The sequence below is a fragment of the Roseburia sp. AM16-25 genome, from assembly GCF_003473825.1.
Taxonomy (GTDB): Bacteria; Bacillota; Clostridia; order Lachnospirales; family Lachnospiraceae; genus Pararoseburia; species Pararoseburia lenta.
In genome coordinates this window covers 119,667-134,890 of record NZ_QUCW01000001.1, presented here as the reverse complement: position 1 = coordinate 134,890, position 15,224 = coordinate 119,667, and the positions used below count along the sequence as shown (strand labels likewise).

The following is a 15,224-nucleotide window of genomic DNA, read 5'->3' as shown; positions in this document are numbered from 1 at the left end:
AAAGGCGGGATTATGATTCGACATACCGGTGCAAATATGGAAACGGTACGCAAAAGAAACCGTGCGGCAATCTTAAAATTTATAAACGACCACGGCCCGGCATCCAGAAAGGATTTGGCAGATGCGCTTGGGCTGACTCCAGCGGCAGTAACGCAGATATGTACCGATCTTTTTGCAGAAGGAATTCTTGTGGAGACCGGAGTCAATGTGAAAAGCAGTGGGGCAGGACGTAAGAAGGTGCTTCTGGATATTAACTATGAAGCGTCTTATATTTGTGCTATGACGATCGAACCGGAATATACGACCGTGGCAATCACGGATCTGCGCGGGCAGGTTGCTGCAAAGAAACGCTGTAAGACTAATACTTCGATCACACCGCAAGCCTATTTGGACAAGTTGAGCCAGACCGCCGAGAAACTCTTGCAGGAGTGTGGGACAGGTGACTGCAGGCTGGCTGCGATCGGCGTTGGTATCACAGGTCTTGTGGACAAGGCGACCGGAAGCAGTATTAAGGCATATGGCATCTGGGATGAGCCGGTGCCGATAGCAAAGATTTTGGGACAGCACTTTACAGTTCCTGTATATGTGGAAAATAACGTCAATGCCTTTGCAGTGGCAGAACTTTTATATGGCACAGGAAAAGAGCACGATAACCTTATGGTCATCAAATGGGGTCCCGGTGTTGGCTGTGCCATTATCATCGATCAGGAGATCTATGAGGGACGGCATGCCAAAGCCGCAGAGTTGGGACATTTTATCGTTGAAAAAAACGGGCAACTCTGTAAATGCGGCAGACGGGGATGTCTGGAAACGAAAGTTTCCTATGCGGCGCTTTGCAAGATCGCGCCTTTTTCTGAGGATGCCTTTGGCAGTCTGTATTGTGGTCATTCGGATGACGAGATAGGACGACAGTTGGCAGATGCCCTAGATCTCTTCGCCAGAAGTATTGTCAATTCAGCGACCATCATGGCTCCAAATCGTATCATTTTGACCGGAAGCCTTTTTGAAAGTCCGGAGGTGCGAAAGGCACTGATCCAGGCATGTGCATCTTATGACGCCAGTTTGGGACAGGATAGAATCATTTATTCTGAATTGGCGCAGAAGGAACACTATATCGGTGCAGCAGCTATCTGTACCAAGATGTTATTGTTTTCCTAGTTTTTAGTGCGTGCAGTGTCATTGACATTGCCGGATTTGCGATAAGCACTCGGCGTGATGCCGAAATTTTGTTTGAAACAGCGGCTGAGATGTGCCGGTGTGGAAAATCCACATAAAAAAGCAATTTCTTCAATGGAGAGCGCAGTGTCATTCAGATACTGCGCAACCATTTTTAGTCTTGTATGGAGCAAAAGGTTCTGAAATGTATTCCCTGATTTTTCTTTTATGATTTTACAGATATACTGCTTGGAAAAATGCGTTTTTTCTGCCAGTTCACTAAGAGAGAGCGTTTGGTAATTACGGCGTATCTCATCAAGGATAGTCTGATACAATGTATCGCTGCCACTGATAGGTGTTGGAGATTCAATTCTGGTGTTGGAATCCCGCAAGAGATCTATCATGAGAAGTGAAAAGAGATTTTTCATAGCAGCATTGCTAAAACTTTCCTGATTGATATATTCGGCAAAAATATCAAGTATACGGTTGCGATGCATAGATGATGCGTTCGTATGGATGGCAAGATGTGTGGAAGAACTATCCTGGTTCAGAGAATTTATAAAAAATCTTTCCAACCGGGCATCGTCCTGAAACAAGGACTTGTAGTTAGAATTGAGAAAACTTTTTCGCATATCGAGGAAAATACCGATAGACTCCGGGGCTGCCGTAGCAGCGTAAGGGGTATTGGGAGGAATCAGGTAAAAGTCCCCTGGCAAAACATGAACACTGACATCTTGAATTTGCAGATGGGCATTTCCTTCCATAAGATAGAGCATACTGTAATAATTGCACTGGTGCGTGGCAGACTTGGGAAAATTAAAAAGTTTGCTGACGGAGATATCAAATCCAGGCAAAAATGTCAAGGAATCTGAAATAACATCAAAATTAGAGATGTCATTTGGGTATTCTAAATGTTCCATATCTTTAGGAATTGGAAAGTAGAAGCGTGTTAAATTGTGATTTTGAATCACATAGTTGTTGAAATAATCAAAATATGTATGATATTCGTTGTAGTTGATTTCCTGTCGGGAGTAATCCACATAGGAAATTTCAAGATTACTTAAATTTTGCAGAATATGATAAATCTGATCTCTGTTTTTTATTTCCACTTTTATATACCTCTTAGCACAATCTGTTTATATCATAGGAAAGCCCCTATGATACAAATACTCTTTTTTATTATAACGGAATCACATGAAAAATAAAAGTGATTTGGTTTATCACAGATAAGAAAAAGAGGATTTGAAGAATATATGATAAGAAAATGGATAGTAGAGAAATTCAAATCTCCCAGTTTTCACGATAGAATAAGTTTATCAAGTTGGGATGCGAGGGAGGATATACTATGGCAGATCAAATTAAACGTCTCAATATTGCAGACGAAAAGTTTTCTAAGAAAAAGTTGCTTGGCTTTTCCATGGTAAGGATGGGAAATATTTTACAGGGACTTATGATAGGTGAGGTAACATATTTTGCTACCAATAGTCTTGGAATTGCAGCAGCCGCTATTTCCATTGGCATGGCAATCAAGACGGCAATTGATGCTGTTACCGATCTTTTGATGGGGGCTATTGTTGATAGAACACATACAAAGTGGGGCAAGGCGAGACCTTGGGTTCTTGCAGGCATTCCGATGTGGATACTGACTTTACTTGTATTTGCGGCGCCAAGAAGCCTGATGAGTGACATGGGAATTGTGGTCTATATAACAATATTATCCACGCTGGTCAGTGCTATATTTGGAACTATGGCAAATATTGCATACGAAACACATATCAAGCGAAGCATTGTAAATAACGATAATCGTGTACGGACTTTGACGGTGATTGGTTTAATTTATGCGATAGGGTCATTGGGGCTGCAGATTGCCTTGCCGGCTGTTATCAATATTTTCCATGCTTCACAAAGAGGATTTATTATTATTGCGGCAATCACAGCAATTATTGGTATTGTTGCTTGTTTGATGGCATTTTTCCTCTGTGAGGAATATTCCGAGGAGGAATTGGCTGCATTTGAAGGATATGAACCGGAAAAACAAAAAGAAAATGTTCCGATTTCTGTATTTCTAAAGAGCGTGGCAAAGAACAAATATCTGGTTATGTTTACCCTGATCAACTTCATGTATATGATTGTTATGATGAGTTCGTTTGGTGTAGGACAGTATTATTTCCAATATGTTTACGGCAATTTGGGAACATTCTCCATTGTTATGGCTGCTTCTGTGGCATTGTTTCCAGTATTTGCTGCGATCCCAAAACTTTCCAAAAAGATGGGCTCAGCAAAATTGATTAGTGGTTCCATGATGATTTCTATTATTGGTATTATCATTCGAATGTTCTTACCACAATCAATTGCGGCACAGATGGTTGGTTATCTTGCGGTCAGCCTGCCAAACATCATCAATGCCTGTGTTTTGTCTCAGGTAAACTATGAATTGATGGAGTATGGACGTTACAAAACAGGTGTCGTTGCGGAAGGTATGTATTCTGCATTTATTAGTTTTGCGCAAAAGATGGCAACGAGTCTGAATTCCGTGATCGTCGGTCTGATTCTTTCTGGAACCGGATTTGACACCTTGACTAAGGCAGTTACAAAAAATGGTTTTGAAGATTGGGCAGCACTTGCTGCTTTAGGAACCAAAGGATTTGACACTTATGTAGAGGGCGGTGCAGCGACGGTTGATAAAGCCTTAAAAGGAATCAGTTTTGCTTATAATGGAATGCCTCTTATTTTCCTTGCAATCAGCATTGTCTTATTCGCATTTTTCCACTTGGAACGAGATTTAAAACAACTTCGAGTTGAGAACGGCTTTAATGAAGATGGAACCTTAAGAGAAAGTAAATAAGATGAGTTACGGCAGGAAGAAGTTCCTGCCGCAATTATTATAGGTAGGACAGATAGAGTATGAAAAAAATTAAATTTAACGATGGATGGACATTTCAGAACCTGTTGAAGCATAGCGAACCAGTGGAAGTAAGACTTCCTCATGATGCCATGCAGACGGAAAAAAGACTGGTAAATATGAAAAATGGCGCAGCAGCAGGCTTTTTCCCCGGGGGTAAATATCAATATACCAAGCATTTTGGGGCAGATAGCGCATGGAAAGATAAGTCTGTGTTAATCGAGTTTGAAGGGATATATCAGAATTCTACAGTGATATTAAATGGGAAAAAAATTGGCGGCTGGGTCTATGGTTATTCCGGATTTGTACTGGATATTAGCAGAAATCTGATTTTGGATGCGGAAAATGAACTTACGGTAATTGCAGATAACAGCAGGACACCAAATAGTCGATGGTATACAGGAAGCGGCATTTATCGCAATGTGAATTTATATATAGGAGCTCCTTCCCATATAAGTGTAGATGGCATCGAAGCAGTGACAAAGCGGGTTGATTATAAAAATCAGTGTGCCTATGTCTCTGTTACTACAAAAGTAAACGATGTGACTGGCTGTGAATTGCAAATAACACTTTGGGATGATAATAAAAATAAGGTGTCAGAAGCATCCGGTATCCATACAGAAATGATCGTGCCGCATGTAAAACTGTGGAGTGACGAGCATCCATATCTTTATACGTTAAAGGCGGAACTGCGGAGAAATGGGAAGGTAGTCGATCAGGAGGCCATTCTTTTTGGAATCCGAGAACTTCGCTGGTCGGCAGAACGAGGACTTCTGGTTAACAACGAAAGTGTGAAACTGCGTGGCGGATGTATTCATCACGACAATGGAATTTTGGGAAGTTGTGCTTATGATGGGATAGAAGAACGAAAAATCAAACTTTTAAAAGAGGCTGGATTTAACGCTATTCGTTCGGCACATAATCCGGCAAGTAAAGCACTCCTGACGGCCTGTGATAAATATGGAATGTATGTGATGGATGAAGCATTTGATCAGTGGAGATTCATGAAAGTAGATTATGATTATTCTATTTACTTTGAAAAGTATTATGAAGAAGATGTAAGTGCCATGATCCGCAAGGATATCAGTCATCCATCTGTGATTATGTATTCTATTGGTAACGAAATAGGGGACACAGGTAGTGACGAAGGGGCTGTGTGGAACCGTATTTTGGTTGATATCTGCCATAAACTGGATGCTTCCAGACCAGTTATCAATTGTATCAATCCAGTGGTGTCCATGATGGGAGGAAGAAAATCTAAGTGCAGTCCTCAGGACAGTGTGAATCCTTACGAGGAGACAAAGAACGCCCAGGCGACAGCAAGTCTACTGGCTAATATTATTGTCACGGTAGTACCTTTTGTCCAAAAAATGATGGGAAAACCGAAAAAGGTAGAGAAAAAACTGAAAGCCTGTTTTGATGAACTGGATATTGTAGGGCTGAATTATGCAGAAAATTGTTATGAGCCACATCATGCATATGATCCCAAACGTATCATGTTAGGTTCCGAGACTTATCCGCATTCCATGGCAGAACGATGGAAGTTGGTTGAGGCTCACCCATATGTGATTGGTGATTTTATGTGGACAGCAATGGATTATTTGGGGGAAGCCGGTGTCGGCGTTCCGATTTATGGAAAGGCAAAAGGTGGCTTTAATCGACCATATCCGTGTGTCAGTGGAGGGTGTGGAGCAATCAATCTTTTGGGACAGAAAGAAACGGAGATGTATGCTGCAGCCATTGCTTGGAAGAAGTATAAAAAACCATATATCGCTGTAAGACCGGTTAATCATTCCGGTGAAAAGTATTTCCTTGGTATGTGGCGCGATACAGATGCTGTACATAGTTGGAGTTGGCCGGGCTGTCAAGGGAAAAATGCGCAGATTGAAATCTATAGTATAGGAACCGAGGTAGAATTGTTTCAGAACGGAGAGTCTCTTGGTCGAAAAAAATTAGAATTTTGTAAGGCGTCCTATGAGACAATCTATCAAATGGGAAGACTTAAGGCGGTCAGTTATGATGAAAAAGGAAATAAAATTGATGAGGATGAACTTATTTCTGCAGGCGATGCAACAAGGCTTTGTGTGAAAGCGGAAAAAGAAGTTCTGACAGCTGATGGAGAAGATATGACGTTTGTGCTGGTCTCTCTGACTGATGCAGCTGGTATTGTAAAGATGCTTTCTGATAGGCAAATCAGGGTCAGTGTTTTGGGGAACGGAATCCTGCGCGCTATTGGCAACGGAAATCCTGTGACCGAAGAAGCGTTTGATGGCGATTCCTACCACTCCTGGATGGGGCAGATGGGATTTTATGTACAAAGCACAGAAGAAGAGGGAACAATCGTGATTGATGTGAGTGCAAAGGGAACCGAAGCAGAGCAAATTATCCTGCAGACAAAAAGAAGGTGACAGACATGAAAGAGACATTTGTTTTTTCGGTAAAAAAAGACACTAGGCGGGTGGAAGTATCCAATCACTGGAAATATTGTGTTGGCTCTGGTCAGGCAAAACTTGCTATGCGTTCAGATTATGCCAGACAATTAAAATTTATTCATGATGAACTTGGCATAGAGAGAGTCCGGTTTCACGGCATTTTTGATGATGATATGCAGGCAATTATGTCCATGGCGGATATGATGCCGATGCCGGGCGCAGAAAAGTTTCAAAATTATAATTTTTTTAATATTTTTGCGGCATATGATAATGTACTTGCAGCAGGAATGAAGCCATGGGTGGAACTATCTTTCATGCCATCAACTATTGCAAAAAGGAAGAAAAAAGTCACAGTCAACGCGGAGGGCATGAAGACCATGCCGGCGAAAGACGATGATTGGGTAAAGTTGGTACAGGCGTTCATCCGGGCTGCGATACACCGGTATGGCAGGAATGAGGTTATTACATGGAATTTTGAGGTTTGGAATGAACCTAATATGTTCACTTTTTTTGCCGGAACGATGGAGGACTATTTCCATCTCTATGAGATTACAGCCAAAGCCGTGAAGGAGGTAGAGCCGGCTCTGTTGGTGGGGGGACCTGCAAGTGCAACCGGAGATTGGATTGCTGAATTTATTGACTTTTGTGAGCAAAGGAAATTGCCACTTGATTTTATTTCAACACATAATTATCCGGGAGATGGTATAGGAGAAGCCTTTGCCATGAAAGATCTTTTCTCCAATGTTGTGGGGGGAATGAAGCAATTGAGAAGTAAGAAAGCGGGGACTGCTCTGGATGGGATTCGTCTGATCATGGAGGATAAGACGGAAACCACGGTTCTGGCAAAGGGGCAGATGTATGATAATACAAAGAAAGTCAGTCAGATTGTGGCGGGCAGATACCCCATTTATTATACTGAGTGGAATTGTAATGCCATCCTGACATCACCGAGTAATGATAGTAAAAAGGTGGCATGTTTCCAGGTAAAAAGCATAGATGAGATGGAAGGAAATGTGACAGGATCATCTATTTGGGCATTTAGTGATATTTTTGATGAATTCATGATAGTGCCGGAAGAATTTTCGGGAGGGTTTGGTTTGCTTACCATCCATGGTATCCCCAAACCGCAGTTTTATGCATTGAAATTATTAAGTGATGCGGGAAGCAGAAAAATATCGGGTACAGATAGAGGTGCCGGGATGTCAGAATGTTCGATTGTACCGGATTGATGATGAGCATTGCAATCCGTATCGTATATGGAAGGAAATGGGATCACCTGAAAATATGAATCCGCAGGAAATCCATGAAGTGATTGAAAAATCATCCCTTGTGGCAGAAAAAGTGACTTATACATATGAAAACGGAGAATTGATCGTATCCGGCAGGCTGTAGGTAAATGACACGCACTGTTACATCATCAGGAAATAGTAAAGGAGATTAGTTATGAAGACATATGATCTGAAAACAGCATATATGAGAAATCCCATGGGATTGGATGATCTGCATCCGCAATTATCATGGAAAACCAAAGATGGTAAAAAACAGACGGCGTTTAAGATAGAGGTGTCCGTAAATGATAAACCATGGAAACATATGGAGGAAAGAAGAAGTGATTCCATGAAGACGAGTTACAGTCTTCCTTTAGAGAGTCGAGACCGGATTCTGTGGCGTGTAGCGGTGGCAGATGAGAATGGAGTATATGACAGTTGGAGCCAGCCTGCTTTCTTTGAAATGGGATTGTTGGAAAAAAAGGAGTGGAAAGCATCGTTTATCATGGGAAACTATGAACATAGTAAAAGTCCCAAAGTGCGATATCCGGTGGACTGTTTTAAAAAGACTTTTCGAATAAAAAAAGAAAATCTTGTGCGTGCGAGACTCTACATTACAGCCTGTGGCCTGTATGAGACAAAAATTAATGGAACAAAAGTGGGGGATGCGGTTTTGACACCGGGATCCACTGCGTTTCAAAAAAGAGTACATTATCAGACGTATGATGTGACAGACTTGCTGAAAGATGAAAATGTGTGGACCATGGAACTGGCAGATGGTTTTTACGCCAGTGCCACAGGGGTCTTTGACAGCACGAAAGTTTATGGATATGAGCCAAAACTTATGGCGCAAATGGAAGTCTTTTATCAGAGTGGAGAACATGAGGTTTTCGTGAGTGATGCTTCTATGCAATGGTCTAATGATGGCAGTATCCGTTATGCGGATATGAAAAACGGAGAGAGGATAGATCTGGGGCGTAGTCCATCTTATAGTGGAAGGGCAAGAGTGACGTCGTATGAAGGTATGGTCTGTGCTTCCAATAATGACGCGGCAAAAGAACATGAGAAATTTTCGAATCCAACAATTGTGCATTGTCCGGACGGACATACAGTGCTGGATTTTGGACAGAATATTGCAGGCTATGTCAAACTTTCCGTAAAAGGAGAAAAGGGAGCAAAATGCCGCATGGTGTGTGGAGAAAAATTGGATACAAATGGTAATTTTACTGTAGAAAATATTGCATGGAAGGCGAATTATGATACCTGCCGTTTTCAATCCGTGGATTTTGTCTGCGATGGGGTACGTCACGACTACAAACCCAAATTTACGATTATGGGATTCCGTTATGTCCTGCTTTTGGACTGGCCGGAGGATGTGGATGCCGGCAGATTTAGTGCAATTGCAGTTTATACGGACATGGACACAACGTTTTCCTTTACTTCTTCGGATACTATGCTCAATCGGATTGTGAAAAATACATTCTGGAGTGTAAAAGGAAATTTTATGGATGTCCCGACCGATTGTCCGACACGTGAGCGTGCCGGCTGGACTGGTGATGCACAACTCTTTTTTAATACAGGCAATTATATGATGGATCAGAGAGCATTTTTTCGTAAATGGATGAGAGATGTAGCAGATTGTCAAAAAGGAAATGGTCTTGTCTATAATGTGAATCCAACGGGGGGTAAGAAGAGTGGATTGATCGAGTGGATATCCATGGAGGGAAGTGCCGGCTGGGGAGACGCCATGGTGACTATCCCGTACTATTTCTGGAAACGGTATGGAGATGATTGCCTGATTCGGGAGAATTGGCAGGCAATGGAAAAGTGCATTGCATATTTTAGCAGCAGAATGGGTAAAAGAAACCTCTTTTCCTTTTTTTCACCAAAGCGAAGCAAATATGACAAATATCTTGTGGCCAGTGGGAGACATTTTGGTGAATGGACGGAGCCGGACGACTGTGCGCCATCACAAAAAATGTTATTGCTGCCAATGGTAGAGGAGGCGACCGCATATTTATCCTATGCTGCGAGGTTAATGGAGGAAATGGCTGACTATCTGGGAAAAGAATCCCAAGCAAAACATTATAAGCAGATCGCAGATCGGACGAAAGAGGCATACAATTATTATTTTGTACAGAATGGTGACATTACAAGCAAGAGAATGTGCAAGTATGTAAGACCTTGTGGATTGGAATTGGCTGAGGGACAGGCCCGCCAGAGACTTTTGCAAAAAATTGTGAAACTGAATCAGGAGAGAGAGTATCGTGTGGGAACCGGTTTTTTGTCTACCCCATTTGTATTTCCGCTTCTTACGGAAGCAGGTGCAAGCGATGAGGCTTTCCGCATGCTTATGAATCCGGAGATTGGCTGGATCCAGCAAATAAAACAAGGCGCAACAACAGTGTGGGAAAACTGGACAGATGATGCATCTTTAAATCATTATTCTAAAGGAGCATGTTGTCAGTGGATCTTTGATACCTTATGTGGAATCAAAATGGATGGCAGGGAGAATCATTTTGTGATTGCACCCCATCCGGTTTCACAGATAGATTCTATTTCTATGGAATATGATTCTGCATATGGCAAGGTTTCGAGTGCCTGGTTTAGAACAGATGGAAAGGTGAACTTTAGGATTTCCATACCATCGAACTGTGTGGCTGATGTCATCCTGCCAGATGGAAGCACATTTGCCTGTGAATGTGGAGAATATAACTTTTCTACTGTGACAAAATGAGTTGAATAAAGGAAAAATCCCTTGCATACAATGTAAAAACAAGTATTGCAGGGGATTTTTTTGAAACCATATATTGAAAAACGGGCAGTTGAAATTGGTACATACATTGTGGAAAAGAGTGCGACCGTAAGGCAGGCGGCAAAGAATTTTGGCGTGAGCAAATCTACGGTACATAAGGACGTTGCGGAACGTTTGCCGCAGATCGATGTCGAACTTGCAAAAGAGGCAAGAAGCGTCTTAGATGTCAATAAATCAGAACGACATATCCGTGGTGGCATGGCTACCAGAAAAAAGTATGCACATATCCATTGACTTTCCACGCAGGATAAACTAAGATTTTTAGAAGAGTAAACGAACCGATAAACGGTATTTGAGGAGGAACAAATGGAGAACGTTACTATTATGGATCATCCACTGATCCAGCATAAAATTTCAAGACTTCGTGACAAGACAACAGGAACAAATGAGTTCCGTACCTTGGTCAGTGAGATCGCTATGTTGATGGGGTTTGAGGCACTGCGCGATCTTCCGACCGAACTGGTAGAGATCGAGACACCGATCGAGACGACCAAACAGCCAATGATTGCCGGTAAGAAGATGGCGATCGTGCCGATTCTGCGTGCTGGACTTGGGATGGTAGACGGTGTGCTGAATCTGGTTCCATCTGCAAAGATCGGACATATCGGTTTGTATCGTGACCCGGAGACTCATGAGCCACATGAGTATTACTGCAAGTTGCCGGAACCGATCGACCAGAGAACTATTTTGGTAGTAGATCCAATGCTTGCAACCGGTGGATCCGGTGCAGATGCCATCACCATGATCAAGCAGCATGGCGGCAAGAATATCAAGTTCATGTGCATCATTGCCGCACCGGAAGGTCTGGAGAGACTGCACAAGGAACATCCGGATGTGCAGATCTATGTTGGCGCCTTGGATCGTCAGTTGAATGAGAATGCTTATATCTGTCCGGGACTTGGAGATGCCGGGGATCGTATTTTTGGAACAAAGTAATCAAGGATCAGATGTCAAGGGGGATGCTCTTTTATAGGGCATCCTCTTATCTTATAGCAACGAGAAAAGGAAAGAATATGGGAAAAAATATTGTTTTGATCGGTATGCCTGGGGTGGGCAAAAGTACTTCCGGCGTTATTCTTGCAAAAGTATTAAATTATGATTTCTTGGATTCCGATCTGGTCATTCAGCATCAGACCGGAAAACTTTTAAAAGAAATCATTGCAGAAAAAGGCATTGATGGCTTCAACGCAGTAGAAAACGAGATCAACAGCCAAATTGATGTGGAAAATACCGTGATCGCGACCGGAGGAAGTGTTATCTTTGGCGCAGATGCTATGGCACACTTTAAAGAGAGCGGGATTGTCGTTTATCTGAGGATCAGTTATGATCTCTTGGACGAGCGTCTGGGGGATCTGGATGAGCGAGGTGTCGTACATAAAGAGGGACAGACCCTGCGGGATATTTATAATGAACGCACGGCACTTTATGAAAAATACGCGGATATTACCGTGGATCTGGACGGCAAGGATGTGGCTGGCACGGTGGATGCAGTAGTGGCGCAGTTAGAAAGAAAATAAACATAAGATGAGTAAACTATTGGTTTTACAGATAACCATGCTTTTGCTGATTTTAGTAGGAGCACTTATAAAAAGAATAGGAATTATAAGCAAAGAAGGGCAGAAGAATATCAACGATCTGGTCATTTATCTGGTACTTCCCTGCAATATTGTAAAGTCCTTTATGATTGACTGCGATAGCAATACGTTTGTGCAGTTTGCAGAGGTTCTTGTGATTTCCATAGGGATACAGATCGTCAGTGTGATTCTGGGCAAAATTCTATATGGTAAAAGGGAAGCTGGGCATCGTATGAGCCTGCAATATAGTGTGATCTGTTCTAATGCGGGATTTCTGGGAAATCCGGTCGCAGAGGGCGTTTTTGGATCGATCGGGCTTGCTATGGCATCCATATTCCTGATTCCCATGCGCATTATGATGTGGTCGTCCGGTATTGCGATCTTTACGCAGTCAAAGGATTGGAAAGCGACTTTGAAAAAGGTTGTGACGCATCCTTGTATTATTGCCTGTTTTATCGGTTTGATCCTGATTCTGACACAATATAGACCACCAGCCGTTATCACAAATACGATCGGAACGATCGGAAATTGCAATACAGCACTTTCCATGATGGTCATCGGTATGATCTTGGCAGAAGCGGATTGGAAATCTATTGTCGACTGGGAAGTGCTTCGGTATTCTATCCTTCGTCTGGTACTGATGCCACTGGCTTTGTATGTCGTCTGCCTGCTCATAAAACTGCCGTCTCTGGTGACAGGGGTCTGTGTACTATTGACTGCCATGCCGGCGGGGGCAACGACCAGTATTCTGGCATCCAAGTATGGCTGTGATGAGATCTTTGCAACAAAACTAGTAGTGGCATCTACCATCCTTTCCATGATCAGTATTCCAATCTGGAGTATGGTTTTGACCATATGATTTTAAGTGTGTAAAAAAATACAAAGAATGCGAAAAAAAAGATTGTAGAGTGAAGATAATTCCGCTATACTTTCTTTAGTTAAGGATATCTGCGAGGGTGCATATGTCATCTCGCAGATTTTTTGCGGAAAGGGATCTTTTCGCAGAGGAACAACAAATCAGTACAAAGGAGTTATGTGATGAATCAAAAAGGAGCAATCAAAGATGCCCGCAGTCTTGGAACACCAAAGATGCTACTGTTGGGTTTGCAGCACATGTTCGCCATGTTTGGCGCAACGATCTTAGTTCCTATCCTCGTGAATGATTATTTCGAGGGAGAAGGACTTTCTGTTCAGGTTACACTGTTTTGTGCCGGTGTCGGTACACTCTTATTTCATTTGATCACCAAGCGTAAGGTGCCTGCTTTCTTAGGATCTTCCTTCGCATTTCTGGGTGGATTTTCCATGGTAGCACAATTGGATAGTGGAATTTATGCCAATATGACTATGGGCGAAAAGTTGCCATACGCTTGTGGCGGTATCGTGGTAGCAGGTCTTTTATATCTGGTATTTGCCCTGATCGTAAAACTGGTAGGTGTAAGAAAAGTTATGCGTTTGTTACCGCCGGTAGTAACTGGACCGATCATTATCAGTATCGGACTTTCCCTTGCATCTTCTGCTGTCAATAATGCACAGACAAACTGGATCATCGCGATCGTCGCATTTGCGGTTATTGTGATCTTCAATATCTGGGGCAAGGGCATGTTCAAGATCATTCCGATCCTCATGGGTATCGTGATCTCTTATATCTTTGCTTTGGTATTAAATGGTGTCGGTATGACAAATGCTGACGGAAGCGCGATCTTAGATTTCACTTCTGTAGCAAGCGCACACTGGGTACAGTGGCAGCCATTTGTATGGTGCAAGTTTGATATTACAGCCATCCTTGTTATGGCACCGATCGCACTTGCGACCATGATGGAGCATATCGGTGATATTACAGCAATCTCCGCAACGGTAGATGAGAATTTCGTAGAAGATCCGGGACTTCACAGAACCTTGATCGGTGACGGACTTGCAACCGCATTTGCCGGAGCCATCGGTGGCCCTGCAAATACAACATATGGCGAAAATACAGGTGTATTGGAACTGTCAAAGGTACATGATCCTAAGGTTATCCGTATTGCAGCCGTATATGCGATCATCCTTAGTTTTTCACCGAAATTTGCAGCAGTGATCGGTTCTATGCCATCTTCCATCATCGGTGGTGTAAGTTTCATCCTTTATGGTATGATCTCTGCTATCGGTGTCCGTAATGTGGTTGAGAACAAGGTAGACTTCACAAAGTCAAGAAACCTGATCATTGCAGCCGTTATCCTTGTCAGCGCACTTGGATTTACAGATGGTTTTACATTCACGATCGCAGGAACAAGCGTTACACTGACTTCTCTTGCTATCGCAGCCATTTTGGGAATTTTCCTGAATGCTATCCTGCCGGGCAAGGATTATGAATTTGAGACAAGCGCAAAAAAAGAAGAAGCGTAAAAAGACGGATTCTGTTTCGGGGGAAGCGGGATACGAAAAAGTTATGAGCAGATAGACAAAGAGCATGTGGACGATCGAAGGGATCGGACACATGCTCTTTTTGTAGTTATTATAGGAGTATTAAGCGTAATAATCGATGTTGTTTGCCATGCGCTTGGCATAGGTCGTCAACTGTTTCATGAATTTGGAGTCTTTGTTTAAAAGACTCTTGAAACGGCTGCCACTGATGTTTTCAACGGCGGAAGAACTGAGGGTCAGATAACCAGAGGAGTTTTCCTTGATGCCGATGTTTTCCAAATCCTTGGAATACTTGCTGGCAAGATTTTTCAGATTCTTGTAAGTGGAGGTCGCATAGGAATTGGTCGAGGATTTGGCGGAATCCATGGTGTAATTGTATGTATCGATAAAGGCGCGTACATGAGAAGAAATATCGTCCTTATCGGCAGTTTCAAAGTCAAAATCATCCAGTTTCCGAACCGCGCGGCGAAGCGCCTGTGCATCTGCATAATTTAACTGATTGGTCGTAGCAGAAGAACGTGTACTTTTGGTCGTAAAAGCGCGGTAGGTCGCGTAATAACTGCGCAGGGTGATGTTGTTTGCTACAGAAAATCCACTCATGACGGCTCCTTTCTTTAAAAGTTATAGTAGGGAAAGCGGTAAAATTTTGCCAATTACCGATTGTTATATATTTTATAT

11 protein-coding genes and 1 pseudogene are annotated in these 15,224 nt (G+C 42.6%); 10 read left to right on the top strand and 2 right to left on the bottom strand.

Annotated features, from left to right (window positions below):
• Positions 1 to 12: 12 nt before the first annotated feature.
• The gene (locus DW183_RS00640) at positions 13 to 1,158 is read left to right on the top strand and encodes an ROK family transcriptional regulator (protein WP_118280174.1); all 1,146 of its coding nucleotides are present in this window, start codon (positions 13 to 15) and stop codon (positions 1,156 to 1,158) included.
• Here DW183_RS00640 and DW183_RS00635 read toward each other — a convergent pair.
• Positions 1,155 to 2,264 carry an AraC family transcriptional regulator gene (locus tag DW183_RS00635; RefSeq protein WP_118280173.1) on the bottom strand — a complete coding sequence of 370 codons (1,110 nt, stop codon included), beginning with the start codon at positions 2,262 to 2,264 and terminating at the stop codon, positions 1,155 to 1,157. The two genes, DW183_RS00640 and DW183_RS00635, sit on opposite strands and share 4 nt — an antisense overlap.
• Before the next feature lie 236 nt (positions 2,265 to 2,500).
• Between DW183_RS00635 and DW183_RS00630 the strand changes: the two genes are divergently transcribed.
• From DW183_RS00630 to DW183_RS00585, 9 genes and pseudogenes are all read left to right on the top strand, one after another.
• Entirely contained in the window at positions 2,501 to 4,000 is a 1,500-nt protein-coding gene (locus DW183_RS00630) for an MFS transporter (RefSeq protein WP_118280172.1), read from the top strand.
• Between the two features lie 59 nt (positions 4,001 to 4,059).
• Entirely contained in the window at positions 4,060 to 6,465 is a 2,406-nt protein-coding gene (locus tag DW183_RS00625; RefSeq protein WP_118280171.1) for a glycoside hydrolase family 2 TIM barrel-domain containing protein, read from the top strand.
• Positions 6,466 to 6,470: 5 nt separating this feature from the next.
• Positions 6,471 to 7,881, top strand: a pseudogene (locus DW183_RS00620) (GH39 family glycosyl hydrolase).
• Between the two features lie 51 nt (positions 7,882 to 7,932).
• Positions 7,933 to 10,494 carry a family 78 glycoside hydrolase catalytic domain gene (locus DW183_RS00610; RefSeq protein ID WP_118280168.1) on the top strand — a complete coding sequence of 854 codons (2,562 nt, stop codon included), beginning with the start codon at positions 7,933 to 7,935 and terminating at the stop codon, positions 10,492 to 10,494.
• Between the two features lie 60 nt (positions 10,495 to 10,554).
• Positions 10,555 to 10,806, top strand: coding sequence for a sporulation transcriptional regulator SpoIIID (gene spoIIID, locus DW183_RS00605; RefSeq protein WP_243069481.1), 252 nt, complete (start codon positions 10,555 to 10,557; stop codon positions 10,804 to 10,806).
• Positions 10,807 to 10,878: 72 nt separating this feature from the next.
• The gene (upp, locus tag DW183_RS00600) at positions 10,879 to 11,508 is read left to right on the top strand and encodes a uracil phosphoribosyltransferase (protein WP_118280166.1); all 630 of its coding nucleotides are present in this window, start codon (positions 10,879 to 10,881) and stop codon (positions 11,506 to 11,508) included.
• 77 nt (positions 11,509 to 11,585) lie between these two features.
• Positions 11,586 to 12,089, top strand: a complete 504-nt coding sequence (locus tag DW183_RS00595) for a shikimate kinase (protein ID WP_118280165.1) — start codon at positions 11,586 to 11,588, stop codon at positions 12,087 to 12,089.
• 7 nt (positions 12,090 to 12,096) lie between these two features.
• The gene (locus DW183_RS00590) at positions 12,097 to 13,005 is read left to right on the top strand and encodes an AEC family transporter (RefSeq protein ID WP_118280164.1); all 909 of its coding nucleotides are present in this window, start codon (positions 12,097 to 12,099) and stop codon (positions 13,003 to 13,005) included.
• A gap of 179 nt (positions 13,006 to 13,184) precedes the next feature.
• Entirely contained in the window at positions 13,185 to 14,528 is a 1,344-nt protein-coding gene (locus DW183_RS00585) for a uracil-xanthine permease family protein (RefSeq protein WP_118280163.1), read from the top strand.
• A 120-nt stretch (positions 14,529 to 14,648) separates the two neighbouring features.
• On the opposite strand, the gene DW183_RS00580 is transcribed toward DW183_RS00585, so the two are convergent.
• Entirely contained in the window at positions 14,649 to 15,146 is a 498-nt protein-coding gene (locus DW183_RS00580; RefSeq protein WP_118280162.1) for a hypothetical protein, read from the bottom strand.
• Positions 15,147 to 15,224 lie beyond the last annotated feature (78 nt).

Coding starts and splice junctions, on each gene's coding strand:
- DW183_RS00630 (WP_118280172.1), top strand. CDS start 2,501: ATGGCAGATCAAATTAAACGTCTCAATATTGCAGACGAAAAGTTTTCT.
- DW183_RS00595 (WP_118280165.1), top strand. CDS start 11,586: ATGGGAAAAAATATTGTTTTGATCGGTATGCCTGGGGTGGGCAAAAGT.
- DW183_RS00585 (WP_118280163.1), top strand. CDS start 13,185: ATGAATCAAAAAGGAGCAATCAAAGATGCCCGCAGTCTTGGAACACCA.
- DW183_RS00580 (WP_118280162.1), bottom strand. CDS start 15,146: ATGAGTGGATTTTCTGTAGCAAACAACATCACCCTGCGCAGTTATTAC.
- DW183_RS00590 (WP_118280164.1), top strand. CDS start 12,097: ATGAGTAAACTATTGGTTTTACAGATAACCATGCTTTTGCTGATTTTA.
- DW183_RS00610 (WP_118280168.1), top strand. CDS start 7,933: ATGAAGACATATGATCTGAAAACAGCATATATGAGAAATCCCATGGGA.
- upp (WP_118280166.1), top strand. CDS start 10,879: ATGGAGAACGTTACTATTATGGATCATCCACTGATCCAGCATAAAATT.
- DW183_RS00625 (WP_118280171.1), top strand. CDS start 4,060: ATGAAAAAAATTAAATTTAACGATGGATGGACATTTCAGAACCTGTTG.
- DW183_RS00640 (WP_118280174.1), top strand. CDS start 13: ATGATTCGACATACCGGTGCAAATATGGAAACGGTACGCAAAAGAAAC.